We start from the raw sequence: 26482 nt of genomic DNA on the forward strand, positions 1-26482 counted from the left end.
TTCAAAAAGCGGACTTTGATAACGATGGTTATGCTTTGAAGGTTACTCGACGTCGAATATGAGGCGAACTTGGAAAGTACGGTTCGCGTGTACGTAATCATGTACACTTGCGCTTCCGCCTTTCTCAAGTAGCGCCTCATCTTCTTGGTTCTGAAAGCCCACTTTTTGAACCCTCATTGGAATAGGAAGTTCAAAACATGGACTTTTTGAACTTCCTTAATAATTATATTTACCTAAAATTTAAATTAATGTTACACTATGAACATATGAAATAATACATGCAACTTATTGTATGTGCAGCTTTTGGAGGTTGGAATATGTCTAACAAGATATTAGTTATCGAGGATGAACCTACATTATCAAGATTGTTATCTTATAATTTAATACAAGAAGGCTATGATACGACCGTGATTGATCACGGTGGCGATGGTTTGCAAGCGGCTTTACAAGGTAATTTCGATTTGATTATTCTCGATATTATGCTTCCAGGAATGAACGGCTTTGAAATTTTGAATCGACTTCATCAGAATAATGTTCGCACACCAGTTGTTATTCTGACAGCTCGTAATGCTGAAGAGGAAGTTGTACAAGGGTTGAAGCATGGGGCAGACGATTATATTACGAAGCCATTTGGCGTTGCGGAACTGCTTGCTCGTGTATCCGCTGTGTTACGGAGAACGCAAAATGAGGACCCGAAACCTCTTCTATCTAACGAAAAAGTGATACAAGCAGGGGAATTGGCCATCTATCCAGAAAAGTATGAGGTCAACGTACAAGGGCAACCTATTTCACTTAGACCGAAAGAATTTGAAGTGTTATTATATCTCGTTCAACGTCCAGGTATGGTAATCAGCCGTGATGATCTTATGAATGTCGTATGGGGATTTGATTACATTGGCGGACAGCGTACAGTCGATGTACATGTAAGTTCATTGCGGAAAAAGCTGGAGCTTGAACAGCAATCAGTAAGAATTGAATCGATTCGGGGTGTAGGTTATAAGCTCGTGATGCCGAAGAAACTTGTGAGTCCTTTGAGATAGGACTCACAAGTTTCTTTTTTTGATCGGTCGTGATCACGATGCATCGCTAAGTAGATAATTGGACGGCGAATATGCCATTCATCGCTTGCTCTAGTGCTAAAGTATTTAAAGACTACTAAGTTAATGGAATAGTTGTTGTAATCAAGACCTCGAATTGAGGTCTTTTTTTATGGACTTCTGCATATACATCGAAGTTATGAGTGCAACATTATTGTATTAAGATCGTCTATTCATTGAGGTGATCTTTTGAAAAAATGGATATTTAGTGTAGTAGTTATCGGGGTAGTCGTTATAATTTTAGCTGTTACTATTTACAATAGGCAGAAAGCACCGACTTATACTCTGGTTGATGTAGTCCAGTCTTATGAAGAAGAGTGGGGTATCCAACTTCCAATACCTAATACTAGAGAACTATTGCATAGTTCAGGGGCAGGCGCATTTGGTGATGGTGAATGGTTCGAAGTATATACATACCTAAACGCTGAAGAACAAATACATGAGAGTGGTTTGGTTGAAGTTATAGAGGTAAATATGGATGTAGCTAATCATAATATAGAGAAATTTATATCAGCAACGATTTCAATGAATCTGGATCGTGATGATGTTAAGGCTGTATTTGAGAATAATCCAGTGAAGGCACAAATAGGTGATTATTTCTATTATAAAGAAAAGAATAATGGCTACGATTATTTTATTGCGGTATATAAATATGATGAGCAGAGATTATATACTTTCGAATGGCATCAATAATAACTAGCGGGCTATATTGAGAGTTTTTCGGGAAATGAAAATGAAAAGGGTTGGCTACAATTCGTAGAGCCAACTCTTTTTCGTGTTTATTCATTTTGATGATCGGGTTTCCATTGCAGCATCTTTTTCTGATATTGTTTTGGTGAGCAATCATTATGTTTCTTGAACATTTTATAGAAATGAGCCATATTAGGCATCCCTACTTTTTCGCCTACCTCTGTAATGCTTATATCCCTCGTCAGCAACAATCTTTCAGCTCGCTTAATTTTCCTGTAATTCACATACTCCGTAAATGAAAAACCTATTGATTTTTTGAAGTATTTTACGAAGTAGTAGTAGCTCATATTGGCAATTCTGCACACTTCTTCAACTTGAATACGATCAGTAAGATGTTCCTCGACATAATCGAGCACCGGTTTCAATCTTACTTTATCGAACGAATCTTGCTCGGCAAGTACTTTTTTATGATCATTACGTAACAAGATTAACAAGATTTGCTTAATGAGAATGCTAACTGCTATTTCATATCCTCGTTGGCGTTTAGAAGCTTCGCTAGATATTTGCCTAATGCAGTTTGCTGTATCTTGTTTCACCGCTTCGTTTTCTTGAAAGATATAATTCGCTTGACTTAGCGGTACATGTGTTTCTGAGAAATAACGCATATATGAAATTGATCCTTGATCGAAGAAATGTTCAAGATCAAATTGAACGACGATATAATCAAGATCTTCTGAACAGAAATCACGATGTAGTTCAGATGTACCAATAATGCAAACATCTCCTGCTTTTAAGATCATGCTTTCAGATTCCATATACATATCTAATTGACCGTTTAATATTAACAGTAGCTCAAGCTGTTTATGATGATGCCAATCGGTCCGAGTAAGATGCTCACGATGTGACTGAAATACTCTGATGCTTAAAAGAGGGTTATCATATGATACACGCTCATTAATTGGCTCCATTATAACCACTCCTTAAACTTTTCATTATCATCTCGACTATACTTCTTGCAAATGAAAAGTACGTCGAAAGTAAAACTAACTTTTCATTATCATCTCGACTATACTTCTTGCAAATGAAAAGTACGTCGAAAGCAAAACTAACTTTTCATTATCATCTTGACTATACTTCTCGCATATGAAAAGTACGTCGAAAGCAAAACATAACTATCCTCATTATATAACTCATTAACGACATAGCAATACATAAGTAACGGATATAACGGTGAAAGCGGTGAAATTTTAATAATAAGTTTACAAATATTTGCATGTACGCTAACGCTTCCCCTCTATAATTGTTTTATATGGATTGGAATAGAAGGAGATGAAGTGGTGCAGGCTATATCTGAAAAAGTAGTAACTAATGTAGTTAGGGAGCAGTCATTGTTTCAGCACGAGGATCAATTATTGTTAAGTGTTATATCTAAAACAACTTGTATATCGGCCGATACGAATTGCGAGCAGACGTTAGCTATATTTCGTAATCATCCAGATCACGAATGTGTTGTTATTGTTGATGGATTGAATCGACCGCAGAGCTTAATGATGCGCAATGAATTATTTCGTAGATTAAGTCAACGCTTTAGTGCCGATTTGTTCAGCGATAAGCCAATTGAAAAACTAGCAGATCATGAACCTTTAATAGTAGATAGAAGAAAATCTCCCAGTCACATTATCGAAATGGCATTGAGTCGTAAAGGAGATCGGCTATATGACTGTGTCATTGTAACAGATGGTCAACTCGTTGTTGGGGTACTAACGATGTCAAGCCTACTCCAGTTGTCTAATCATTTACAACAAAAGTTAAAGGAAGAACAACAGTACTTGATCTATTCCTCTCAAGAAAGAATTAAACGGATTGTCAATGAGGTTGTTAATGTAGAGAATACGGCAAAAAGCAGTGGAGAGAAATCTGATGAAATGGTGAACTTCACATTGGAAGGTAAGACAATGCTACAAAAATTAACGAGTACGTTAGAAATTATTAGCTCCAACGTTAGGCAGCAGCAATTACAAATTGCCGAGTTACAAGGCAGTGTTAATGATATTAAAAAAATTACTTCGATCGTTCATGAGTTGTCAGAGCAAAGTAATTTATTAGCGATTAATGCTACGATTGAAGCTGCAAGAGCAGGTGAGCACGGTAGAGCATTCTCCGTTGTTGCGCAAGAAGTAATGAATTTGGCAGGACAAACGAAGAAATCTACATCACGCATATCTCACTCTATTGAAAAAATTGTTGATGTTGTTAGAACTACTGCGGAGATTACAGAGGAAGGATTACAGATCGGTTTACAAAGTGACAAGCTTATTGCAGATACCGAATCTATTTTTTTATCTTTATTCAAAATGGTAGCTGAGAACAAAAACAATTTGCAGCTTATCGAGGAACAAGCGCTACAAGCTAATGATCAAGCGAATCAAACGGTAAATGAGCTGAAAAAGCTTAATGAGATGAATATGTAAACATTGCTATGATGTTTGTGAAAATATTTTACATAGTGTTTACATTATAAAAATACGAGATTAACAATCTATTAGTAATATTAAACCTGTAAGCAATAATACATGAAGAACTTAAACAAAGAGGGAAACTAAAACTGAGGAGTGGTTATTTTGATCAAGAACAACACAATTAAGGGAATTATTACTTTTACAATGGCAGCAATGCTAGTATTCACTGCAGCATGTGGCAATACAAATGAAGGTACAGCTAATAAAGCACCAAACAATGCTGTAACAAACAATACTCCAGCGGCTACACCACCAACTGAACCAGTTGCTGATTCCGAAGTAAAGCTTAGCGGTGAAATTAAAATTGACGGTTCTTCTACTGTATTCCCAATTACAGAAGCAGTAGCTGAAGAGTTCAATGGTGTTCATGGTGACGTTCGTGTGCCAGTAGGAGTATCAGGTACTGGTGGCGGTATGGAACAATTCATCGCTGGAGAAATTGCGATTGTTAATGCATCTCGTCCGATGAAAGATAGTGAAGCAGAAGCTGCTAAAGCTGCTGGTATCGAACATACACAAGTAACTGTAGCTTACGATGGTCTTTCTGTAGTAATTAGTAAAGACAATGATTTCATTGATCATTTAACAGTTGAAGAGTTGACTAAAATCTTCTCAGTAGAAGGTAATGCTACAAACTGGTCTGACGTTCGTGCTGAATGGCCAGCAAAGCCAATCGTAATCTATAGCCCAGGTGCTGATTCTGGTACTTATGATTACTTCGCTGAAGTTGCTCTTAAAGACGCTACAATGAAAACGGATGGTGTTACTTTCTCAGAAGATGATAACACGCTTGTAACAGGTGTTGCTGGTACGCCTAACGGTATTGGATACTTCGGATTTGCTTATTATGAAGCTAACAAAGATGCATTAAAAGTTGTTCCAATTGATGGTGGTAATGGTCCAATCACTCCATCTTTCGATACGATCAAAGATAGTTCATATTCTCCACTTTCTCGTGAACTTCATATTTATGTGAACAATGCTGAAATGGCTCGTCCTGAAGTTGCTGAGTTCATGAAATTCTATGTACAAAATGCTGGTGAATTATCTGCTGAAGTTGGTTATGTAGGTCTTCCAGATGAAGTGTATACAGAGCAACTTGCAAATGTTGAAGCACTTATCAAGTAAGTCGATACATTGAGAATTGCAAACGAGGTAGTTTGGAACATGTAGTAAAAGAGAAAAATGTGGTGTCTTACGGCATCACTTTTTTTTCAAGCATATGTTAAAGAATTGTAAATAATAAGGGAGGCAAAGTAATGCCGAACAAGTCACAGTCAACATTGAACGCAGCTTCTACTGAGTATAGCAATCCATTTAAAAATAGTCGTGTAAGTATAATGAATAAAGTGATGCCTGTACTACTATTTTTATGTGCGATTGTATCCGTTCTAACGACGATAGGCATTGTGATCACACTATTATCTGAAACGATTAACTTCTTCAAAGAGGTGCCTATTCAAAGCTTCCTGTTTGGAACAAAGTGGTCAGCTCTCATCGAACCCAAAAGCTTCGGTATTTTACCGTTACTAACTGGTACATTAATGATTACAACTATCGCGATTGTTGTAGCATTACCAATCGGGTTAGCTAGTGCAATCTATTTGTCTGAATACGCTCCGGATAAAGTAAGAAGAATAATAAAACCAATCCTTGAAGTATTAGCAGGTGTTCCGACCATTGTTTATGGTTATTTTGCGATTAGTATTATTACGCCTTTTATACAGTTTATTTTCCCAGGAGCGGGTGTATATAACGCTTTAAGTGCTGGTATTGCTGTAGGGATTATGATTATTCCGATGATTTGCTCATTAAGCGAAGATGCAATGAGTGCAGTGCCACGACCATTACGAGATGGTGCTTACGCACTTGGAGCAACAAGATTTGAAGTTGCATTGAAAATTGTTGTACCTGCAGCCTTTTCTGGAATTGTTTCTTCAGCTGTTCTTGCCTTTTCAAGAGCATTAGGAGAAACGATGATCGTTTCATTGGCAGCAGGCTCGACGCCGACATTAACATTTAACCCATTGGATAGTATTCAAACAATGACTGCATATATTGTACAAGTAAGCTTAGGTGATGTAGCGCGTGGAAGTGTTGAATATGGCTCAATCTTTGCGGTAGGTATGACATTGTTCATCTTTACTTTCTTATTGAATATTCTTGCACAGTACATTTCAAGACGCTTTAGAGAGGAGTATTAAGATGAATATTTTTCAAGATGCGAACCGCAAACAAATTGCTAATCGTCGCCTTAAAGATCATTTGCTGCATACATTGTTTCTACTTGCCACATCAGTTGGGATTATTGCACTAACTGTATTAATTGTAGATATTATTATTGATGGTTGGGCACAATTATCTCCTGATTTGTTCACCAACTACCCATCTCGAAAAGCAGAAAATGCAGGGATGAAGTCAGGCTTAATGGGATCACTTTACATTTTATTGATATTAATACCACTATCATTCGTAATGGGCGTAGGCGCTGCTATTTATCTTGAGGAGTATGCGGCGAAAAACAAGTTTACACGGTTAGTCCAATTGAATATTAGTACACTAGCTGGTGTTCCATCTATCGTATACGGTATTTTAGGTCTTGCCTTGTTTGTTCGGATGTTAGGACTAGAGAAAAGCTTAATATCTGGTGCGTTAACGATGACATTACTAGTACTTCCTGTTATTATCGTTGCTTCCCAAGAGGCGATTCGTGCAGTACCACGTTCGAGAAGAGATGCTTCCTTTGCTTTAGGAGCTACGAAGTGGCAAACGGTATCACGTTCTGTGTTACCATCATCCATTCCAGGAATATTAACAGGTGTTATTCTAGCTGTTTCTCGTGCAATCGGTGAAACGGCACCACTAATAATTGTTGGAGCGTCAACCTATGTGGCGTTTTTACCACAAAGTCTTACTGATGCATTTACAGCTATGCCAATTCAAATTTACAACTGGATTTCTAGACCACAAGCGGAATTCAAAGATTTGGGAGCAAGCGCAATTATTATTTTACTAGTAATATTGATCTTGTTAAATATATCAGCCGTTATTATTCGTAACAGATATCAGAAGAAATTTTAGTTGATTACGAGCAGAAATGAGGAATGAGTTATGACTACATTAATTGAAGCAAAAAACTTAGATCTATTTTACACAGATTTCCATGCATTGAAGAAGGTCAATTTAACGATTCCTGAAAAAGCAATTACTGCTTTTATTGGTCCATCAGGCTGTGGGAAATCAACATTACTTCGCACACTTAATCGGATGAACGATATGATCATAGGTACTAGAATTGAAGGTCGACTAACCATTAGTGGTACGGATATTTATTCTAATGAGGTTGACGTAGAAACACTTCGCAAAAAAGTAGGTATGGTGTTCCAACAGCCCAATCCATTCCCAAAATCAATTTATGATAATATCGCCTATGGTCCACGTCTGCACGGTACGACCAACAAGAAAGAATTAGATGAAATTGTAGAAACAAGCTTGAAATCAGCTGCGCTTTGGGATGAAGTGAAGGATCACTTGAAACGTTCAGCGCTGTCAATCTCAGGTGGACAACAGCAGCGTTTATGTATTGCCCGCGCATTGGCTGTTAACCCTGACATCTTATTAATGGATGAAGCTACTTCTGCTCTTGATCCCATTTCTACTTTGAAAATTGAAGAGCTTGTGCAAGATCTTCGCGATAAATATACGATCGTAATGGTTACGCATAATATGCATCAAGCAGCTCGTGTATCTAATCAAACGGTGTTTTTCTTAAATGGTGAGGTTGTTGAGTTCGACGAAACGGAAAAGCTGTTTTCTAATCCGGGGGATAAGCGCACCGAGGATTACATCTCAGGCCGCTTCGGCTAGGACCACTTGTGATCACGATGGTTATGCTGACGTAGTGTATTCGACGGCGAATATGCCTCCCCATCGAAAGCCAAGCATAAGCTTTCGATGTATGTTTCTTGCAGAAACATTGTAGGTGCTCACGTACACATAACGTACGCTGTGCTACTCGTTTTCGCTGTGGGTCATCTTCTTGGTGCTGACAAGCGATCCCTATGCTTCGAAGCAAGAGCAGCGCTGGGCTCCTATTGAACCTTCCTCCCGGAATGTTCAAAGATTCGCGTTGCTTGTGTTTGTGGATGGTTTTATTATCGATATATATATTGGGGAGGAATTTACTATGATTATGCGTAAAGAGTTTGATCTTGGGCTTGAGCAATTGGATCAGTGGCTTATTGAGATGGGTGAGTTTGTTGAAAAGGCGATTGATAAAGCTGTTACGGCGTTGAAGGATAATAATATGGAGCGAGCTAAAGAGGTCGCTGCTGATGATATACTTCTCAATGATATGGAAGAAAACATTATGGAACTGGGGCTGAAGCTTATTGCTACGCAGCAGCCTGTTGCTAAGGACCTCCGGAGAATTATTGCGGCTTTCCGGATTGCTAGTGATTTGGAACGGATGGGCGACCTTGCTAAGGATGTTGCGAAGGCTGTTATTAAGATTGATGGTCGACCGTTAATTAAACCGATTATTGATCTACCGCGTATGGGTGAGATTATTCGCAATATGACTTATGAGGCGATACAAGCGTTTATTCATGAAAATGTTGATCTTGCTTATAAGATGGCCAAAGATGATGATCAAGTAGACGCTCTTTATAGTCAGATGATGCGTGAATTGCTACTGCTTATGATGGAAAATCCGCGTAATATTGCGCAGGCTCAGTTGTTAAGCTTTGTTGGACGATATATGGAACGGTTTGGAGATCATGCGACAAATATTGGTGAAAGCGTCGTCTATCTTGTAACTGGCAAAAGACCTGATCTAAACGGTTAAAAATATTGCACAAATTAGGACTTTCCTTTAATCGTAATGATTAGGGAAGGTCCTTTTTGTGGTATCATAGTAACAAGTGTACGTAATTGTTAATAGAATGAGGTGCAGCTACAAATATGAGTAAATGGATGTTAATTGATGGAAATAGTATTACATATCGTGCGTTTTTCGCGATGCCACCTCTGACGAATTCTGCGGGCATGCATACTAATGCGATATATGGATTTACAACTATGCTTTTGAAGCTACTTGAAGAGCATAAACCAAGTCATATATTAGTGGCATTTGACGCGGGTAAAGTTAATTTCAGACATGAACAATTTGAGGATTATAAAGGTGGACGCCAAAAAACTCCGCCTGAATTATCGCAACAATTTCCTATATTAAAGCAATTGATTACAGCATTCGGTATTCAGCAATATGAATTGTCGGGTTATGAGGCCGATGATATTATTGGTACGTTAACGAAATTAGCGGATCAGCAAGGTGTAGAGGCTATGGTTGTTTCTGGAGATAAAGATATGCTTCAGCTTGCTTCAGACCATGTTACGATTGCACTTACTCGAAAAGGGGTTAGTGAGATTGAATACTATTCTCCTGAAACCATTTCCGAGAAATATGGACTAGCTCCATTACAAATTATTGATCTTAAAGGTCTAATGGGTGATACTTCGGATAATATTCCAGGTGTACCTGGTGTCGGAGAAAAAACGGCACTTAAACTATTACATCAATACCCTAGTGTAGAAGAAGTATTAGCTAATCTTGATGCACAAAAAGGAAAACTGAAAGAAAATCTAACGAATAATCAAGATGCGGCTATTATTAGTAAGAAGCTGGCGACAATTTACCGCGAGGTTCCACTTGAATACGGCGAAGAACAGATGCAGTTTAACGGCTACGATCATAGTCAACTTGCGGAGCAATTGCAGAAGCTAGAATTCAAATCATTGATTGAGCGATTACAATTATCAGTTGAAAGTGGCTCGTCAGCAGAAGAGGCAAGATCTGCGATTGAAGCGCTACGTATTCATGTTATCGCTGGTGAGCAGGATGCTAATATAGTAACTGATCTTATGCAAGCAATTGCTCAAAACAACGAGCATGGCTTATATGTCGAAGCGATTGGGGATAATCCACATCAGGCTGCATTTGAAGGGATGTCCATTGCCTTCCAGGATGATGTATATGTTATTGCGAAGGATCAATTGACTACTTCGCTACTAGAACCATTCTGCGTGTGGCTAGCCGATGAGGACAAGGCTAAGTACGGCTACGATCTTCATAAATCCGAATTGGTGCTAAGCTGGCTTGGTGTTAAACTGGGTGGTGCGAAATTTGATGTACAGCTGGCAGCTTACTTATTAGATCCTACCGACGGTAATCAACTGCTATTTACGATAGCTGAGCGACACAATGTGTTCGGACTGGCTGCGGATGATGAAGTTTATGGTAAAGGTGCTAAGCTAAAGCTACCCGAAGCTGAGCAGTTGTTCCAGCATCTAGCACTAAAAGCGCGAACGGTCGAAAAGCTAGTTCCATTATTGAATGAAGAATTAGAGCAGACGTCTATGCTTTCACTTTACTACGATCTTGAAGGTCCATTATCGCGAATTCTTGCAAAAATGGAGCTGCAAGGCATTAAAGTAGAAAGTAGTGAACTAGAAAATCAAGGCGTTGAGATTGAGGCTGCCCTTAAATTAATTACTGCGAGCATTTATGAATTGGCGGGTATGGAATTCAAAATTAGTTCTCCGAAACAGCTAGGTGAAGTATTGTTTGAGAAGCTAGGTCTCCCTGCGAAGAAAAAAACAAAAACAGGATATTCCACTGATGCGGAAGTATTAGAAGAACTAGCACCTTATCATCCGATCATCACTCATATATTGAATTTCAGACAGCTTGCTAAGCTACAATCGACCTATGTTGAAGGGCTGTTGAAAGAGGTTAACGTGGCAACTGGGAAGATTCATACGTACTATCGTCAGACGATCGCTGCAACGGGTAGACTGAGCAGTCAATTTCCTAATCTGCAAAATATCCCGATTCGACTTGAAGAAGGTAGAAAAATTCGTAAAGCATTTGTCCCTTCGGAAGCGGGGTGGACGATATTAGCAGCCGATTATTCGCAAATTGAGCTACGTGTATTAGCGCATATTTCAGGCGATGAGAATTTGAAAGAAGCGTTTATTAACAATATGGATATTCATACGAAGACGGCGATGGATGTATTCGGCGTTACTGCTGAAGAAGTAGATAGCAATATGCGTCGTTCCGCAAAAGCGGTTAATTTCGGGATTGTATATGGCATTAGTGATTTTGGACTTTCGCAAAACTTAGGAATTACGAGAAAAGAAGCGTCTCAATTTATTGAACAATATTTCAATGTTTTTAGTGGTGTTCGCAAATATATGGACGATATTGTAGCGGAAGCGAAAAGCAATGGTTACATTTTAACATTACTTGATCGTCGTCGTTACGTACCTGATATTCATTCTTCAAACTTTAATTTGCGTTCGTTTGCTGAGCGAATCGCCATGAACACACCAATACAAGGAACTGCAGCTGACATCATTAAGTTAGCGATGGTACGTATGGAGCAAACATTGAAAGAGCGTCAATTAGAAAGTCGTATGCTACTGCAAGTGCATGATGAACTAGTATTTGAAGTTCCTCCGCATGAGCTTGAGTTAATGAAACAATTAGTACCAGAAGTAATGTCTGAAGCTATTCAATTAGATGTGCCACTTCGTGCTGACGTGAGCTTCGGCAACAGCTGGTATGAAGCCAAGTAAGTAGATGTAGCTCTAAACGTTCGAATGTGATCACGAAGCCAAGCTATGTAGTATATTCAGCATCGAATATGAAGCGAACTTGGAAAGTACGGTTCGCATGTACCAATAACGTACATTTGCGCTTCCGCCTTTCTCAAGTAACGCTTCATCTTCTCGGTGCTGACAATCGAAAGTTTAGAGCTTTCATTGGAAGAGGAAGTTCAAAAAGCGGACTTTGATAACGATGATTAGGCTAACGTAGCTTAGTCGCATCGAATATGAAGTGAACTTGGAAAGTATAGCGTAAGCTTCCGATGGATGTTTCTTGCAGAAACATTGTAGGATCGTATGTACCAATAACGTACATTTGCGCTTCCGCCTTTCTCAAGTAGCACTCCATCTTCTCGGCTTTCGAAAGCCCGCTTTTTGAACCTTTATTTTAAGCTTCGGGCGAAAGAGTGATCGCTGGTGTACTCGTACCGTACACTTCGCGGGGTATTGCTTTGTAGCCTGTTTTTGGACTTTCATTGATTATCAATAATATTGAGGTGAACGTTATGCCAGAATTACCGGAAGTAGAAACAGTTATCCGTACATTAACGGAGCTTGTGCAAGGTAAGCAAATTGAGCAGGTAAAGGTTTTGCTTCCGCGCATTATTCAACGCCCAGCAGAAATAGAGCAATTTTGTGATGCACTTGTTGGCCAGACGATTCTGTCTGTTGAGCGAAGAGGGAAATTCATTCGAATTGTATGTGATGAGCTTGTACTTGTTTCGCATCTCAGAATGGAAGGTCGTTATGGTCTATTTCTCGCAGATGAAGCACTAGAGAAACACACACATGTTTTATTTACATTTACAGATGGTACTGAGCTTCGTTATAAAGATGTTCGCCAATTTGGTACGATGCATCTGTTCAAAGCAGGAGAAGACATGACGAATTTGCCATTAAGTAAATTAGGAATTGAACCTCTTGATAATCAATTTACAGCGAAAGTATTGCAATCGAAATTACAACATCGAACTTCGAAAATTAAGCCACTACTATTAAATCAAGAATTAATTGTAGGACTAGGTAATATATATGTGGATGAGGCGTTGTTCACTGCAGCGATTCATCCGGAACGTACCCCTGATACATTGTCAGTTCAAGAATGGAAAAAACTTCATCGTGCCATCGTAGATACATTAGCAAGAGCGGTAGAAGCGGGAGGCTCTTCCATCAAATCCTATGTCAATGGACAAGGTGAGATGGGCATGTTCCAGCATGAATTGCTTGTTTATGGCCGAAAAGGTGAGCATTGTCCCAAATGCGCTAGGCCAATTCATAAATATGTCGTCGGTGGTAGAGGCACTCATATTTGTACCCATTGTCAGAAGTTGAAATGATAATGATACATGCTCAAAATATATAAATGGAATTTTCGATGCCGACTAAACAACAGCGCATTACTATCTGATCCCAAGCATTGTAACAATACCCAGCAACGTGTACGGTATGAGTACACGAGCGGCAAATGCTCGAAACTTTAAATGAAAGTTCAAAAAGCAGGCGTTCAGAACCAAGAAGATGGAGTGCTACTTGAGAAAGGCGGAAGCGCAAATGTACTTTTGGGTACATGCGAACCGTACTTTCCAAGTTCACTTCATATTCGATGTCGAATACGCTACAAAGCCAATCATCGTTATCAACGTCTGCTTTTTGAACTACCTTAAAGGCACGCAATGTGTGCTCCCCGCATATGATACGTTACGCAAGTAGGCATCCGTCTACTTCGTTAGTATAGATGTGGGAAGGGGAACTATCATGTTGTTCGTTCATTTCGCCTCAATGGCTATACTAGCTATAGCTGTTAGCTTGGATAGCTTTGGCGTTGGAATTACGTACGGATTACGTAAAATAACAATTCCATTTTTATCGATTATTATTATTTCTTGTTTTTCTGGAGCAGTAATTGGTGTGTCTATGCAAGCAGGTACATGGCTAACTGCATATTTGTCACCTCGTCTAGCCAATGATGTTGGGGCAACTATTCTAGTCCTTATCGGCTTATGGGCGCTGTATCAATATTTTCAAAGTCTAAAGGATCAACGTTCAGAACAAGCACATAACGAAGATAAGCATAATGAGCTAGAAAGTGATCGATCAGAACATAATGTAATGAATGTTGTTTCATTGCAAACAACTGCGACCGTTTTTCGCGTAGAATTAAAGCGTCTTGGTCTTGTGATTCAAATATTACGTACTCCACAAACGGCGGATTTTGATTCATCAGGGACAATTTCATCCTCCGAAGCAATTATGCTTGGCATTGCGTTATCATTGGATGCATTAGGTGCCGGAATTGGGGCAGCTTTACTAGGTCTTCATCCCGTTGTAACACCGATCATTATTGCAATATGTAGTGCTTTATTTCTTATTGTTGGAACGAAAATAGGTACAAAGCTTGCACATATCCCAATCGTGAAATACTTCAGTGGCTTACCCGGCTTGCTATTAATAATATTAGGTATAAGTAAATTCTTTTAAATGGATATAACAAAAAGTGGCGTAAGCTTCCGAAGTACTTTTCGTTTACGAGGAAGTTTATCTAGCGGTTAACAAAAAGTTGTATATGCTTTCGAAGTACTTTTTGTTTGCAGAGGAGCTTTATCTAGCGGCTAACGAAAAGTTGTATATGCTTTCGAAGTACTTTTTGTTTGCAGAGGAGCATTACATGAAGTTAACAAAAAGTGGCGTAAGCTTCCGAAGTACTTTTCGTTTACGAGGAAGTTTATCTAGCGGTTAACAAAAAGTTGTATATGCTTCCGAAGTACTTTTCGTTTACGAGGAAGTTTATCTAGCGGTTAACAAAAAGTTGGAGGAGTGAGTGCATTGTTAATTGGTTTGACAGGCGGTATTGCAAGCGGGAAAAGTACAGTGAGTCGACTGCTTGTTAAGCATGGTGCCTTGCTTGTTGATGCAGATCAGGTTGCTCGTGATATTGTGGAGCCAGGGCAACCTGCCCTTAAGGAGATCTCCTCCTTTTTTGGACAAGCAGTATTACATGAGGACGGTAGTCTGAATAGAGCGGCGTTAGGGGCAATCGTTTTTTCAGATAAGGACAAGCTCGCGAAGCTAGAATCTATTACTCATCCAGCTATTCGCACGCGAATGTTGTCAATGATCAAGCATTACCAAGAAGAACAACCAAATGCAATTATAGTTGCAGATATTCCACTATTATATGAAACGAAACAGATTCATTTGTATGAAGCAATTGTTGTCGTATACGTACCTCGGGAGCTGCAAATTGAGCGTTTAGTTGCCAGAAATAATGTTACGCTAGATGTTGCGATTTCGAGAGTCGATATTCAGATGGATATTGAACAAAAAAGAGCGCAAGCTGATTATGTTATTGATAACTCTGGTTCATTGGAGCAGACAGAAAAGCAAGTTGTTGAACTTATTCAAAGGTTGGTAACTGTATGAAAAGAAAAAAATTTAGACGTCGTCTATTACTGTTAGTCGTAATTTGCTTTATTATTTTTTTGTTCGGAAAGTCAGATTGGATAATGCAAAAATTATATCCAGTAAAGTATAGTGATCTAATTGTAGAAAACTCAGAAAAGTATAAGGTTGACCCGCATCTCATCGCGGCTGTTATAAGAGTTGAATCAAATTTCCAAACAGGCCGAGAATCGTCAAAAGGCGCTGTGGGGTTAATGCAGTTAATGCCAACAACATCTAATTGGATCGTTGAACGTGCGAATCTTGAGCATATTTCTGCAGATAAATTATTACATGATCCGACAATGAATATTGAACTAGGAACATGGTACTTGAATCATTTACTGAATCAATTTGATGAAGAGAAGATTGTTGCTATTGCTGCATATAATGCAGGACCTGGTAATGTCTCGAAATGGATTGAACAAGGTACATGGTCAGGAGAATATGCAACCTCGGATGATATTCCATTTGGTGAGACAAGACGTTATGTGCAAAAAGTTGTTTATTATTATAATAAGTATAAGGAATTGTATCCGCAATTATAGTGGTCGGTATTTTATAATATGTGCTATACTATTATAGATCAAAAATAAATAAACATATAATATACATTTCGCACATGATAATTTCAGATGAGTAATAGCCTTGAAGCCGTTCTTCCGAAAGAGGAGAACAGCCCCAAAGCTTGAGTCCATTATACAAGGTATAATATTAACTTTGACCTGCTAAAGATTGTTCAGCGATCTGAACTAGACGACGAGTGATCGAACCACCAATAGATCCGGCTTCTCTCGTTGCCATGCTACCGTAGTAACCATCTTGCGGAATAGCGATACCTAACTCTTGTGCAACTTCAAATTTCATACGATCTAGAGCTGCCATTGCTTGAGGGACAAGTAATGTGTTGCTGCTGCGACTTTGTGCCATGTTATATTCACCTCCTCGCTGTTGGTAAATGTATTATGTGCGATAATTAATGTTTTATTACAAATTATTATTGGTAAAAGAAGGGAGGCTTCTATATGAAATGTCCATACTGTGATTACTCTGGTACTAAGGTGTTAGATTCTCGTCCAGCTAATGAAAATAAGTCAATCCGTCGTAGGCGTGAATGTGAACAATGTAGCAGGCGCTTCACAACTTTTGAAATGATTGAGGAAACGCCTTTGATTGTCATTAAGAAGGATGGCAGTCGCGAGGAATTTAGTCGTGACAAAATATTACGTGGTTTAATTCGTGCTTGTGAGAAGAGACCAGTACCGGCAGAGCGATTGGAAGTTATCGTTTCTGAGGTTGAGAAAGAACTAAGAACAACTGCACTGGCTGAAGTCGAAAGCAGTGATATCGGTTCGATCGTTATGACACAATTGTATCCTGTAGATGAGGTTGCCTATGTACGCTTTGCATCTGTCTATCGTCAATTTAAGGATATCGAAATGTTCATGAAGGAATTGAACGGTATTTTGTCTAATCCAAGTATTAGATCAGAAACGACGAAATAACGAATGAATACAAAAGGGTGTAAGCCAAGACGAAACCTATGAATAGGTCTAATCTGGCTTACACCCTTTATTAATTTTGAACATGCACTATTAGTTTTATTTCGGTAGAACAGTTACGGCAGCTTGTTTGCCACTTACGTGGATACCCGACTGTTTTGTACCATCAGATTTTAAAGTATCGAGCATTCGTTCAAGTAAAGCTTTGGCAGCAATTCCTTCTTTTCCTTGAATCTTCACAACTAATGCTACGGGATGACCTGAATGCAGGAAAGATATACATTGACGAATTTTTGTATCATAATCATGCTCCTCTATATGAGGAGTTAAACGGATTTCTTTAGCTTTTTTGGGAGTAGAAGCCGATTTTTCCGTGTTTTTCGTTTGCTTTGCCATTCCTTTAGCCATTAATAGGCATGGTGGAGGGCTTGAAAGTATATTTGTACACACTAGATCAGTTTTATGTTGTTTGGCTATTTCTAATGCTGCTTTCGTAGTCATCGTACCTAGAGATTCTCCGTTAAGCCCCGTAAGCTCCACCTCAGAAGCTTTTATCTTTTCATTCATTATCATCATTAATTTGAAACTCCTTTATTACTAAGAGATAGGTTGAGAAGGATAATACCAGCCTTCTATTTTTTGCTCCAAATGTTTCAATTGAAGTATGATTAGCTTCTTATTCTCGAAAATAATTAATTGTTGATCTTGCAAATCTATTAACACCTTTGAGACCGTTTCTCTTGCTGCTCCAACCGTATCGGCAAGTTGTTGATGCGTAATTTTAACAGTAAGTTTATAGGTATCGTCAGCATTTGGTCTGCCGAATTCTTTGCAAAGGTCGATTAAACGACGTATGATGCGATGCTGCACATTGAGAAAGGTCAAATCATGAATTTGTTGATTTGCTTTACGAAGACGTTCCATCGTGTAGTTTAATAGTAAAAATGAAACGTTACGTTCCTTTTCGACAAGCTGCTGAAAATCTGCTCGATGCAGTGCATAGGCTTTGACTGTCGTCATCGCTTCAGCTGTAGCAGAACGTAATAGACCCGGTTGCATAAGTGCCATTTCACCAAAATATTCACCTTTATCTAAGTAAGCTAACGTAATTCGTTTCGCCTTATTAGAAGTATAAATAGAAACCATACCTATACGAATAAAGAAGATCTGATTGCCTTCATCGCCTTCATGAAAAATAACATTACCTTTCGAGAAACTTACTTCTTTCATATATGGAGTCAGCTGATCTAATAACTGTTGATCAATATCTTGAAAGAATGGTATGGATTCGCGTAATTTAATTGTATCTATCTTTTTCAAAAACAAGCATCCTTTCATCTACTAATCAATAATTTTGTAATGTGAGTTACAGAATCAAAGGTTTGGATTTGTTATTCTATATTTGGGAGAAGGGAATAAATAAGTTAGGAGGAGCAAAAATATAGACTACTTTAATGATAGCTGTAATACTTGCTATTATCAATCCATTAACGTGAAAAATATGGTACTTATGTAGAAGAGTTCTTTTTGCTGTTGGGAGGCTGCAAAAAGAACTCTTTTCGTTGTATTCATTTTCAAGTTGCAGTACGATATGAGTAACGCTATTTTGTATGTATGAAATGCTGCAATAGTAAAGCTAGCTTATTTTATCGCAAATAGGACGCATCCACTAATAAGTGGATTATCGTATAGGTAACTACAATGGAAAGAGGGTAAAATAATGAAGCCATTAGTATTTGTAGACCGGAGATTACCACTTGAAGTGCTGCAATATATTGAGGAGCATTGTACCGTCAAAACATGGGGCAAGGATGAGGAACGTAATCCCGAGCAACTAAGTCATTATTTACAAGATGTTGTTGGGTTTTTCAATAGCAGTTCTGTACCAATCGATAGTAAGCTATTAGATTGTGCACCAAATCTAAAAGTAGTAAGTACGATGAGTGTTGGCTACAATCATTTTGATCTGGATGCGATGAAGCGACGCAATATTATCGGGACACATACACCATATGTTCTCGACGATACAGTTGCTGATCTAGTGATTGGCTTAATGCTTTCAACAGCACGCAGAATCGCAGAATTAGATACATATATTAAAGCAGGGAATTGGAAGGGAAATGAAGGAAAAAAGCTTTTTGGGGTCGATGTTCATCATCAAAAGTTAGGTATTATTGGAATGGGACGTATCGGAGAAGTTATTGCTAAGCGAGCAGCGCTCGGCTTTGATATGGACGTTATGTATTATAATCGCTCTCGGAAGCCTGAGGTGGAAGCACAATATGGCGTGACCTATGTTTCGATGCAACATCTATTAGAGCAATCTGATTTTGTCGTCCTTATGTTGCCATTAACTGCTGAAAGTCGTAACATAATTGGTCAGGAACAATTTGCAAGCATGAAAAACGATGCTATCTTTATTAATACTTCCCGTGGAGGAACGGTCGTTGAGCAGCATTTGATCGAGGCGCTGCAGCAAGGAATCATTGGAGGTGCTGGCTTAGATGTATTTGAGCAGGAACCATTGCCAAGTGATCATCCGTTTTTGACATTATCCAATGTTGTTCTAACTCCACATATCGGTTCTGCAACAGAGGCAACACGCTATAATATGGCAAAGATTGCTGCGCAAAACTTAGTTCATGCGTTACAGGGTAACGATAAAGCATATGTTGTTAAGGAACTATTATAAAGGTCGTTCAAAAAACGGATTTTGATAACGATGACTATACTAATGTAGTATAATTTATAATATTTTGTAGACGACGTTATTGTTCTATCGTGTGAACAGTATTATGATAATAAAGTGAATAATTCATATATGATTTTGAGTGCAAGGGAACGATTATAATGACAATAGGTATTTTTGATTCAGGAATGGGCGGATTAACTGTATTATCTGAGGCAATTCGACGCATACCAATGGAAGATTATTATTTTGTAGCAGATACTTTGCATGTACCTTACGGGACTAAAACCAAAGAAGAAGTGCATAGTTATATTCTTGATACCGTTCATGATATGATGAAGCATGATATAGACGCACTTGTTATTGCTTGTAATACCGCTACAAGTATCGCTGTAGAGGATCTACGCGAACAATATCCTAATTTACCTATTATCGGTATGGAGCCAGCAGTAAAGCCAGCAGTAGAGATGAATCGCTCGACGGGAAGAAGAGTGTTAGTATTTGCTACTCCGCTTACACTGTCTTTACCGAAATATTATGCGCTTGTCTCGCGTGTAGACGATTCCGGTATTGTTGACTCTTTGCCGATGGAGATGCTTGTTCCTTTTTGCGAAAGTATGAAGTATGATACGGATGAAGTGAAACAGTATTTTGTAGATCAATTAGCTCCATTTGATCTAGAAGATTATGGAATCATCGTGTTAGGCTGCACTCATTATCCTTACTTTAAGCCAATACTACGAGAAATATTACCAACACATATTGATATTGTCGATGGGAGTACAGGAACTGTACGTCGCCTTGCTGCACTGTTACATCGATATGGTATGGCTAGAGGTAAAGGTAGCGGACAAGTCGTATTCGATAACACGAGTGGAGACTCATTATACAATGAACGGATGAAGGAAGCTCTGAGCTATTTGCAACGAAATCAGCTTTGATAAGTATTACAACAGGTGTTGCATAAGGGAGGATTCCAATGGAATTTATTTTTACAATCGTTATTATTTTACTTGCAACGAAAATTGCAGGTCATATTTCAGTTAAGCTTGGTCAGCCCGCTGTATTAGGGAAGTTGATTATCGGTATTGTACTCGGACCTGCAGTGCTTGGCTGGGTGCAAAGTGACGAGCTGGTTACTACGTTTGCTAATATCGGCGTTTTATTACTTATGTTCATTGCAGGACTTGAAACAGATATTGAGCAGATGAAACAGACATGGAAATCGGCATTAGCTGTCGCGATCGGTGGTATTATTCTGCCATTTATCGGAGGGTACAGTGTCGGGATTTCCTTTGGATTTAGCAGCAATCATTCGTTATTTTTTGCAACGCTATTTTGCGCCACATCGGTAAGTATTTCTGTACAAGTGTTGAAGGAATTAGATCAACTGAATTCAAGAGAAGGCGCTACAATTCTAGGAGCAGCTGTTATTGATGATGTACTCGTAGTTATTTTATTAGCGTTTATGATGAGCTTTACTGGTGCTGATGAAGGTAGTTCAATCGGCATGCTCGTACTCAATAAAGTAATATTCTTCGTTATTATCATAATAGCAAGTATATTTATTGTACCATTAGTAATGAAATGGCTTGGAAAATTAAAGGTAACAGAGCCCGTTGTTTCGGTAGCTATTGTACTTTGCTTTGGCTTTGCTTACTTTGCAGAATATATGCATATGGCTGGAATTATTGGCGCGTTTGCTGCAGGTATTGCTGTCGGACAAACTCCATTTAGAAAAACGGTTGAGCATAAAATTGAGCCGATCGCGTACACACTATTCGTTCCAGTATTTTTTGTGAGCATTGGACTTGATGTATCATTCAAAGGAATTAGTCATCAAATTGGATTTTTAATCGTAATAACAATGATGGCTATTGTGACTAAGCTTATTGGTTGTTGGGTAGGAGCTAGACTAACTGGATTCAAGTCTAAGCCAGCACTTATTATTGGAGCAGGTATGGTGTCACGAGGGGAGGTTGCTTTAATAATTGCAGCAACCGGACTGTCAGCCGAGTTATTAGATCCTGAATATTTCACTTCGATCGTTATTATGGTTATTATAACGACTGTAGTGACGCCACCTTTATTGAAGCTTTTGTTTACTCAGCGTGAGAAGCAAACGGCTTAATAACGAATGAAATAATATGACAACAATATGGACTCGGTAATGAACGAAAACGTTCTTTATCGAGTTTTTATTATGGCGAAGAAGGATAGAAGATAGTATACAAAATCCATTAACTATTCTATCATTAATTGTAGAGAGAATAGTTAATGGATTTTTTGCTTACAGTAGCATGAATGATGCTTCCGAAGCAACTTTTCGTTGTACGAGAAGTGGTTTTGAAAGTTAACGAAAAGTTTTAGGAGGTTTTTTTGTTGAGAATTGGAGCGATTGAAGCTGGTGGAACTAAAATTATTTGTGGTATCGGCAATGATCATGGGCATATTGAACGTAAAATAAGCTTTCCAACGGAAACGCCAACTGTAGCAATGAAGAAAATAAATGATTTTTTTGCAAATGAACAGTTGGATGCGTTAGGTGTAGGTACATTCGGTCCGATTGACGTGAACAAATCTAGTGATACATATGGTTATATTACAACCACTCCTAAGCCTGGGTGGGGTAATTTTAATATAATAGGTGAATTACGAAAAACGATCGATGTGCCAATTGGCTTTGATACAGATGTCAATGGAGCTGCACTTGCAGAGGCAACGTGGGGAAGTGCTAAAGGGCTGAATAGCTGTGTCTACTACACAATAGGAACGGGAGTAGGTGTAGGTGTATATACTGAAGGACGGCTTATACATGGTCTGCTGCATCCCGAAGCGGGACATATTCCTGTGAAGCGTCATCCGGATGATCGTTATGAAGGCTTCTGTCCGTACCATAAAGATTGTCTGGAGGGTGTTGCAGCAGGTCCGGCGATTGAACGTCGCTATGGTGTGAAGGCTACAGAGTTACCTGCTGACCATGAAGCTTGGAAGCTAGAAGCCTATTATATTGCTCAAGCACTTACATCTACCATACTCTTACTATCACCAGAGAAAATTATTTTGGGTGGTGGTGTGATGCATCAAGAGCAACTTTTTCCACTTATTCGTGAGCAATTACAACAAAACTTGAATGGATATGTTCAGCATCCGATGATATTAGAAAACATCGATCAATATGTGATTGCTCCAGGATTAGGCGATGATGCAGGCTTATGTGGAGCTATCGCGATTGGATTATTGGCATTGACATAATGTTATTGGACATATGAAATGATGAAATATTAGACAACATGAAACTGCGGAGCGATTATTGCGTATTACTACTATAATATGAATTCGAGGGAGGCAGTATAAATGAGTATATTTGATAGATTATTCCGTATTGGAAAAGCCAATGTTAATGCAGCCATTGATAAAATTGAAGACCCTGTTAAAATTATTGATCAGGTGCTTCGTGAGCTTGATGAAGATGTCGAGAAGGTAACAGCTGCAGTAACATCTCAGATGGCAGTTGAAAAGAGATTCGAACGTGAGCTTGCAGAAGCAGAAGAGGTTGTTGCTCGTCGCGATGCACAAGCACGTCAAGCATTGGCAGCTAACAATGAAGATTTGGCTCGCGAAGCTTTGCTAGACAAAAAGAAGCAAGTTGAGAAGCGTGATAAACTGCAAGAAAATAATGATCGCGCCAAAGCGACAGCTGATAAATTACGTGCGCAATTAACGGAATTGAAATCTCGTGTAACTGAGATGAAAGATCAACGTAGTACATTGATCGCGCAAGCAGAAGCTGCCAAAACGCAACAAAAAATTAATAAAACGATGTCTGGTGTTGGTACTAATGACGTTGGTGCTACGTTCAATCGTATGGAAGAAAAAATCAAAAGAATGCATGATGAAGCAGATGCAGCATATGAACTTGCTAATGAAGACAAATCTTTAGATGATAAATTTGCTGAAGCGTTAAAAGATTCTCGTACTACAGCTGTAGATGATGAGTTAGCTGCGCTTAAAGCTGAGCTTGATGCAAATAAATAAGTCATTTATACAATAATATAGTTATACGTTGAAAAAGCCAGGTTACTTAACCGGGCTTTTTCTTTTCGGAGGAATGAACATGAAAAATTGGACTAACATGCATTTCGGTAGGTTGCAGTGGCGTAAACGTAAAAATTATAGCGAAGACGTTGAAAAACTGACTGATGAATTGGAAACAGTGCTTGGTAAAGTACATGAACTAGAAGATGGCTTGACGACTGCCCTCAAATTTAGCCAAGGTAGATCGAGAGCAATTATAGAGTCATCTGAGAATGAACTATATACATTATTGCAACGTGCAACGACGTATCCAGAGCAATTACGCAGCTTAAAGCCTCTGCCGCGATGGATTAGCTCGAAGCATGTTGTACATTTGAAAGAGTTAATGTATCAAGTGAAGCAACAGCTGCAAATGGCGATTAGACTTGAAGATGTATTTCAAGCGTATAACAATGAAATCGCAATGGCAACGAAATCACTCCAGCATCTTCAATCGATGTTCGAACAAGCGAAGATAAGCTTTGCAGTGATGAATAAAAGTAATGAAATAACATTAATTAAGTTAATCGAGAAAGAAGCTAAGCTACAACAAATTGTTGAGAATGCTACTGCATTACTTGCCTTCAATCCTGTAGAAGCAAAGCTGCAACTTGATCAATATGGTTCTCAAATTACAACATGGTGTATCGAAGTTAATGAGTACTCGGCGCTAGTCAATGAAAGTTTCAAGCTACCAGAAAAAATTAATGAATCAAAGCGACAATTAGATGAACTGGTGCAACAAGAGCGATTAAAGCTTGAGGAAATTTCACCATACAGCAATTATGAATCAATGAACGGGCAATTATTATCGATTAAGAAAGCTTTGAATATTGGTGATATGAACGTTGCGCGTGAAGGGATACAGCGAATTAATCATTGGCTGGCCAATTCGATAGCTGAAGTGAAGCAGTCGATAGATGCGAGAGATCGTAATCAACAATTGTTGAAACAGTATATGCTAGTTATGATGCAATTTGAACAAGGTCAACATGCTGAGATTACAAAACAAATCAATGCTTTGCGATTACAATTCCATGAAGTTCACTGGAGAAATGCTGCTGATACATTTACGGAATTACAACGTAATGTAGGCATGCTGAAAGAGCAAGTCGGAAAAGCGGAACAGTACAATACATTTGAAGTTCAGCGATATTTGGCAGCAGATAAAATATTAGAACAAGCAAATTCATTATTACAAAAGATTCAAGATAGTAGTGCGCAATTACTTCATATTCATGAGCGCTCAGAGCAGCGGGTGCAGGAATATTTGATCGGATGTGGTCAATTGAAAGCGTCGATCGTTCAAATTCGTTCTACTGCACAAACGCAAGGGGTATACAGTTATAGTGGAATTGTTGAGACGGAAAATGTAGCTAGTAGTAGTGTTCAAACGCTAGAATATGCAGTTTCATTAACACCCCGTAATCTATATCATGCGACGGAGCAGCTTAGAGATGCCCAGCAAAAAGTTGATGAGTTTGGTAATCTTGTCAAGCAAGCTATAAATACGTCTCGACAACATTATTGAGAGGTCAAAGCTTGCTCTAGCTTAACAGTTAATACTCTGCGGACATGTTCGTCTAATAACTGCATTGAAATATTACCGTTATTGACAGCGGTTGTAATGGCAGTTAGGACCTCCTGCTGTGATTTGACATCATGACCTACGATCAGCATGTCAACACCTGCTTGCAAGGCGATGACAGCTGCATAACCTATATTATATTGCTTTGTAATGCCGGCCATCACCATATCATCGGATATAGCAAGACCGTTAAAACCCATTTCTTCACGTAATTTATGAGTAATGATTTCCTTCGATAATGATGCAGGATATTCGGCATCTAGTTGCGGAAGATAGAGATGACCAATCATAATGGCGTCAATCTGCTGTTCAATAGCAGCATAGAAAGGGATTAACTCAAGCTCCTCCAGTTCTTCCCATGATTTGTTAATGGTAGGTAGCGTTTTATGTGAATCTTCACTCGTATCGCCATGACCGGGGAAATGCTTTCCTACTGTCACAACATATGGCTCTAATCCTTGCAGCATAGCTATCGCTTGCTGGGATACTTCCTGCGGTATTGTACCGAAGGCGCGTTCTCCTATAACTGGATTTTTCGAGTTGCTATTTACATCTAATACCGGAGCAAAGTCAACATCGAAACCGTACTGAGCTAATTTTTTACCCATTGTAGTAGCAGAATCAAAAGTTAATGTTGGATCATGCAGCTGGGCTAAAGTTGCAGCAGCAGGGAATTTTTCGGGTAATCGATTAACTTGACCACCCTCTTGGTCGACCGTAACCCACAATGGTATGTCTGGATGCTCATTTTGTTGCTTTAATTGCAAGATAAAGTCGGTGAGTTGTTGTTCATCGTTAATATTTCTTTTGAAAAGAATGATGGAGCCAATATATTGTTCTTGAATAAGTTTCTGGTGTGCGGTTGTTAACTGCTTATCTTCAATGCCGATAATTAATAATTGTCCGATTTTTTGAGCGAGGGTAAGATTTTGCAGCAGTTGCTCTACTTCTTCGGTAGTCCGGGCGCTTGGAATAATCGTATCGGGAGTAACCGTAGGGAGTGGTTGTTCGCTTGGAGTAGCTACTACCGTTGGTTGACTATCGTTACCCGAAGGTGTATTAGTACTTAATTCAAGTTCATTCGGTTGTAATGAGATAGTTTCCTTAGCATTTAGAACGGTAAATATAAAGTAGAAAGATGCAATAATGATTAGTAGTAACACTATTGTAATAAATGTAATTTTTTTTTGTTTCAAGGCAATGCACCTCGC

At 38.8% G+C, this 26482-nt stretch carries 28 protein-coding genes; 21 read left to right on the top strand and 7 right to left on the bottom strand.

Going from position 1 to position 26482, the window contains the following annotated elements:
- Positions 1-42 precede the first annotated feature (42 nt).
- Complete coding sequence (locus AC1TPB_RS00340; protein ID WP_482074677.1) at positions 43-177, bottom strand: hypothetical protein; 135 nt, start codon at positions 175-177, stop codon at positions 43-45.
- Between the two features lie 140 nt (positions 178-317).
- On the opposite strand from AC1TPB_RS00340, the gene AC1TPB_RS00345 reads away from it, so the two are divergent.
- On the top strand, positions 318-1040 hold the full coding sequence (locus tag AC1TPB_RS00345) for a response regulator transcription factor (RefSeq protein WP_482074678.1): 723 nt from the start codon (positions 318-320) through the stop codon (positions 1038-1040).
- 246 nt (positions 1041-1286) lie between these two features.
- On the top strand, positions 1287-1790 hold the full coding sequence (locus tag AC1TPB_RS00350; RefSeq protein ID WP_482074679.1) for a hypothetical protein: 504 nt from the start codon (positions 1287-1289) through the stop codon (positions 1788-1790).
- A gap of 86 nt (positions 1791-1876) precedes the next feature.
- Here the strand turns inward: AC1TPB_RS00350 and AC1TPB_RS00355 are convergent, their stop codons facing one another.
- Complete coding sequence (locus tag AC1TPB_RS00355; protein ID WP_482074680.1) at positions 1877-2755, bottom strand: helix-turn-helix domain-containing protein; 879 nt, start codon at positions 2753-2755, stop codon at positions 1877-1879.
- Positions 2756-3124: 369 nt separating this feature from the next.
- On the opposite strand from AC1TPB_RS00355, the gene AC1TPB_RS00360 reads away from it, so the two are divergent.
- From AC1TPB_RS00360 to polA, 7 genes are all read left to right on the top strand, one after another.
- The gene (locus AC1TPB_RS00360; protein WP_482074681.1) at positions 3125-4258 is read left to right on the top strand and encodes a methyl-accepting chemotaxis protein; all 1134 of its coding nucleotides are present in this window, start codon (positions 3125-3127) and stop codon (positions 4256-4258) included.
- 150 nt (positions 4259-4408) lie between these two features.
- On the top strand, positions 4409-5434 hold the full coding sequence (locus tag AC1TPB_RS00365; RefSeq protein ID WP_482074682.1) for a PstS family phosphate ABC transporter substrate-binding protein: 1026 nt from the start codon (positions 4409-4411) through the stop codon (positions 5432-5434).
- Positions 5435-5646: 212 nt separating this feature from the next.
- Positions 5647-6510 (top strand): phosphate ABC transporter permease subunit PstC, encoded by an 864-nt coding sequence (gene pstC / locus AC1TPB_RS00370; protein WP_482063640.1) that lies wholly within the window; start codon positions 5647-5649, stop codon positions 6508-6510.
- Between the two features lies 1 nt (position 6511).
- Positions 6512-7387: a phosphate ABC transporter permease PstA gene (gene pstA, locus AC1TPB_RS00375; protein ID WP_482074683.1), complete on the top strand. Its 876-nt coding sequence runs from the start codon at positions 6512-6514 to the stop codon at positions 7385-7387.
- 30 nt (positions 7388-7417) lie between these two features.
- A complete protein-coding gene (gene pstB / locus AC1TPB_RS00380) occupies positions 7418-8173 on the top strand; it encodes a phosphate ABC transporter ATP-binding protein PstB (protein WP_482063178.1) in 756 nt (251 codons plus the stop codon).
- A gap of 319 nt (positions 8174-8492) precedes the next feature.
- Positions 8493-9152 carry a phosphate signaling complex protein PhoU gene (gene phoU / locus AC1TPB_RS00385; protein WP_482074684.1) on the top strand — a complete coding sequence of 220 codons (660 nt, stop codon included), beginning with the start codon at positions 8493-8495 and terminating at the stop codon, positions 9150-9152.
- 116 nt (positions 9153-9268) lie between these two features.
- A complete protein-coding gene (gene polA, locus AC1TPB_RS00390) occupies positions 9269-11947 on the top strand; it encodes a DNA polymerase I (RefSeq protein ID WP_482074685.1) in 2679 nt (892 codons plus the stop codon).
- Between the two features lie 232 nt (positions 11948-12179).
- Here the strand turns inward: polA and AC1TPB_RS00395 are convergent, their stop codons facing one another.
- Positions 12180-12314, bottom strand: coding sequence for a hypothetical protein (locus AC1TPB_RS00395; protein WP_482074686.1), 135 nt, complete (start codon positions 12312-12314; stop codon positions 12180-12182).
- Between the two features lie 169 nt (positions 12315-12483).
- Here AC1TPB_RS00395 and mutM point away from each other — a divergent pair, with 169 nt between their 5' ends.
- The 5 genes from mutM (at position 12484) to AC1TPB_RS00420 (ending at position 15963) form a co-directional block, all read left to right on the top strand.
- Positions 12484-13314, top strand: a complete 831-nt coding sequence (gene mutM, locus AC1TPB_RS00400) for a DNA-formamidopyrimidine glycosylase (protein WP_482074687.1) — start codon at positions 12484-12486, stop codon at positions 13312-13314.
- A 144-nt stretch (positions 13315-13458) separates the two neighbouring features.
- Positions 13459-13641 carry a hypothetical protein gene (locus tag AC1TPB_RS00405; RefSeq protein WP_482074688.1) on the top strand — a complete coding sequence of 61 codons (183 nt, stop codon included), beginning with the start codon at positions 13459-13461 and terminating at the stop codon, positions 13639-13641.
- Positions 13642-13732: 91 nt separating this feature from the next.
- Positions 13733-14455 (top strand): MntP/YtaF family protein, encoded by a 723-nt coding sequence (locus AC1TPB_RS00410; RefSeq protein WP_482074689.1) that lies wholly within the window; start codon positions 13733-13735, stop codon positions 14453-14455.
- Positions 14456-14800: 345 nt separating this feature from the next.
- Complete coding sequence (gene coaE, locus AC1TPB_RS00415) at positions 14801-15397, top strand: dephospho-CoA kinase (RefSeq protein WP_482074690.1); 597 nt, start codon at positions 14801-14803, stop codon at positions 15395-15397.
- Positions 15394-15963 (top strand): lytic transglycosylase domain-containing protein, encoded by a 570-nt coding sequence (locus AC1TPB_RS00420; RefSeq protein ID WP_482074691.1) that lies wholly within the window; start codon positions 15394-15396, stop codon positions 15961-15963. Before coaE ends, AC1TPB_RS00420 begins: the two co-directional genes overlap by 4 nt.
- Positions 15964-16129: 166 nt before the next feature.
- On the opposite strand, the gene AC1TPB_RS00425 is transcribed toward AC1TPB_RS00420, so the two are convergent.
- Entirely contained in the window at positions 16130-16345 is a 216-nt protein-coding gene (locus AC1TPB_RS00425) for an alpha/beta-type small acid-soluble spore protein (protein WP_482063185.1), read from the bottom strand.
- Positions 16346-16440: 95 nt separating this feature from the next.
- On the opposite strand from AC1TPB_RS00425, the gene nrdR reads away from it, so the two are divergent.
- Entirely contained in the window at positions 16441-16920 is a 480-nt protein-coding gene (nrdR, locus tag AC1TPB_RS00430; RefSeq protein WP_482063186.1) for a transcriptional regulator NrdR, read from the top strand.
- A gap of 96 nt (positions 16921-17016) precedes the next feature.
- On the opposite strand, the gene infC is transcribed toward nrdR, so the two are convergent.
- Both infC and AC1TPB_RS00440 read right to left on the bottom strand, forming a co-directional pair.
- Positions 17017-17493 carry a translation initiation factor IF-3 gene (infC, locus tag AC1TPB_RS00435; RefSeq protein ID WP_482074692.1) on the bottom strand — a complete coding sequence of 159 codons (477 nt, stop codon included), beginning with the start codon at positions 17491-17493 and terminating at the stop codon, positions 17017-17019.
- Between the two features lie 21 nt (positions 17494-17514).
- Positions 17515-18237, bottom strand: a complete 723-nt coding sequence (locus tag AC1TPB_RS00440) for a Crp/Fnr family transcriptional regulator (protein ID WP_482074693.1) — start codon at positions 18235-18237, stop codon at positions 17515-17517.
- A gap of 400 nt (positions 18238-18637) precedes the next feature.
- Here AC1TPB_RS00440 and AC1TPB_RS00445 point away from each other — a divergent pair, with 400 nt between their 5' ends.
- From AC1TPB_RS00445 to AC1TPB_RS00470, 6 genes are all read left to right on the top strand, one after another.
- Entirely contained in the window at positions 18638-19609 is a 972-nt protein-coding gene (locus AC1TPB_RS00445) for a 2-hydroxyacid dehydrogenase (protein WP_482074694.1), read from the top strand.
- Between the two features lie 158 nt (positions 19610-19767).
- Complete coding sequence (gene murI / locus AC1TPB_RS00450) at positions 19768-20547, top strand: glutamate racemase (RefSeq protein ID WP_482074695.1); 780 nt, start codon at positions 19768-19770, stop codon at positions 20545-20547.
- A 38-nt stretch (positions 20548-20585) separates the two neighbouring features.
- The gene (locus tag AC1TPB_RS00455) at positions 20586-21737 is read left to right on the top strand and encodes a cation:proton antiporter (RefSeq protein ID WP_482074696.1); all 1152 of its coding nucleotides are present in this window, start codon (positions 20586-20588) and stop codon (positions 21735-21737) included.
- A 251-nt stretch (positions 21738-21988) separates the two neighbouring features.
- On the top strand, positions 21989-22861 hold the full coding sequence (locus tag AC1TPB_RS00460) for an ROK family protein (RefSeq protein WP_482075066.1): 873 nt from the start codon (positions 21989-21991) through the stop codon (positions 22859-22861).
- Positions 22862-22963: 102 nt separating this feature from the next.
- Positions 22964-23644, top strand: a complete 681-nt coding sequence (locus AC1TPB_RS00465; RefSeq protein WP_482074697.1) for a PspA/IM30 family protein — start codon at positions 22964-22966, stop codon at positions 23642-23644.
- 79 nt (positions 23645-23723) lie between these two features.
- A complete protein-coding gene (locus tag AC1TPB_RS00470; RefSeq protein WP_482074698.1) occupies positions 23724-25214 on the top strand; it encodes a hypothetical protein in 1491 nt (496 codons plus the stop codon).
- On the opposite strand, the gene nagZ is transcribed toward AC1TPB_RS00470, so the two are convergent.
- Positions 25208-26467 (bottom strand): beta-N-acetylhexosaminidase, encoded by a 1260-nt coding sequence (nagZ, locus tag AC1TPB_RS00475; protein ID WP_482074699.1) that lies wholly within the window; start codon positions 26465-26467, stop codon positions 25208-25210. The two genes, AC1TPB_RS00470 and nagZ, sit on opposite strands and share 7 nt — an antisense overlap.
- Positions 26468-26482: the final 15 nt, after the last annotated feature.

This window comes from Paenibacillus sp. Y951 (assembly GCF_056786395.1).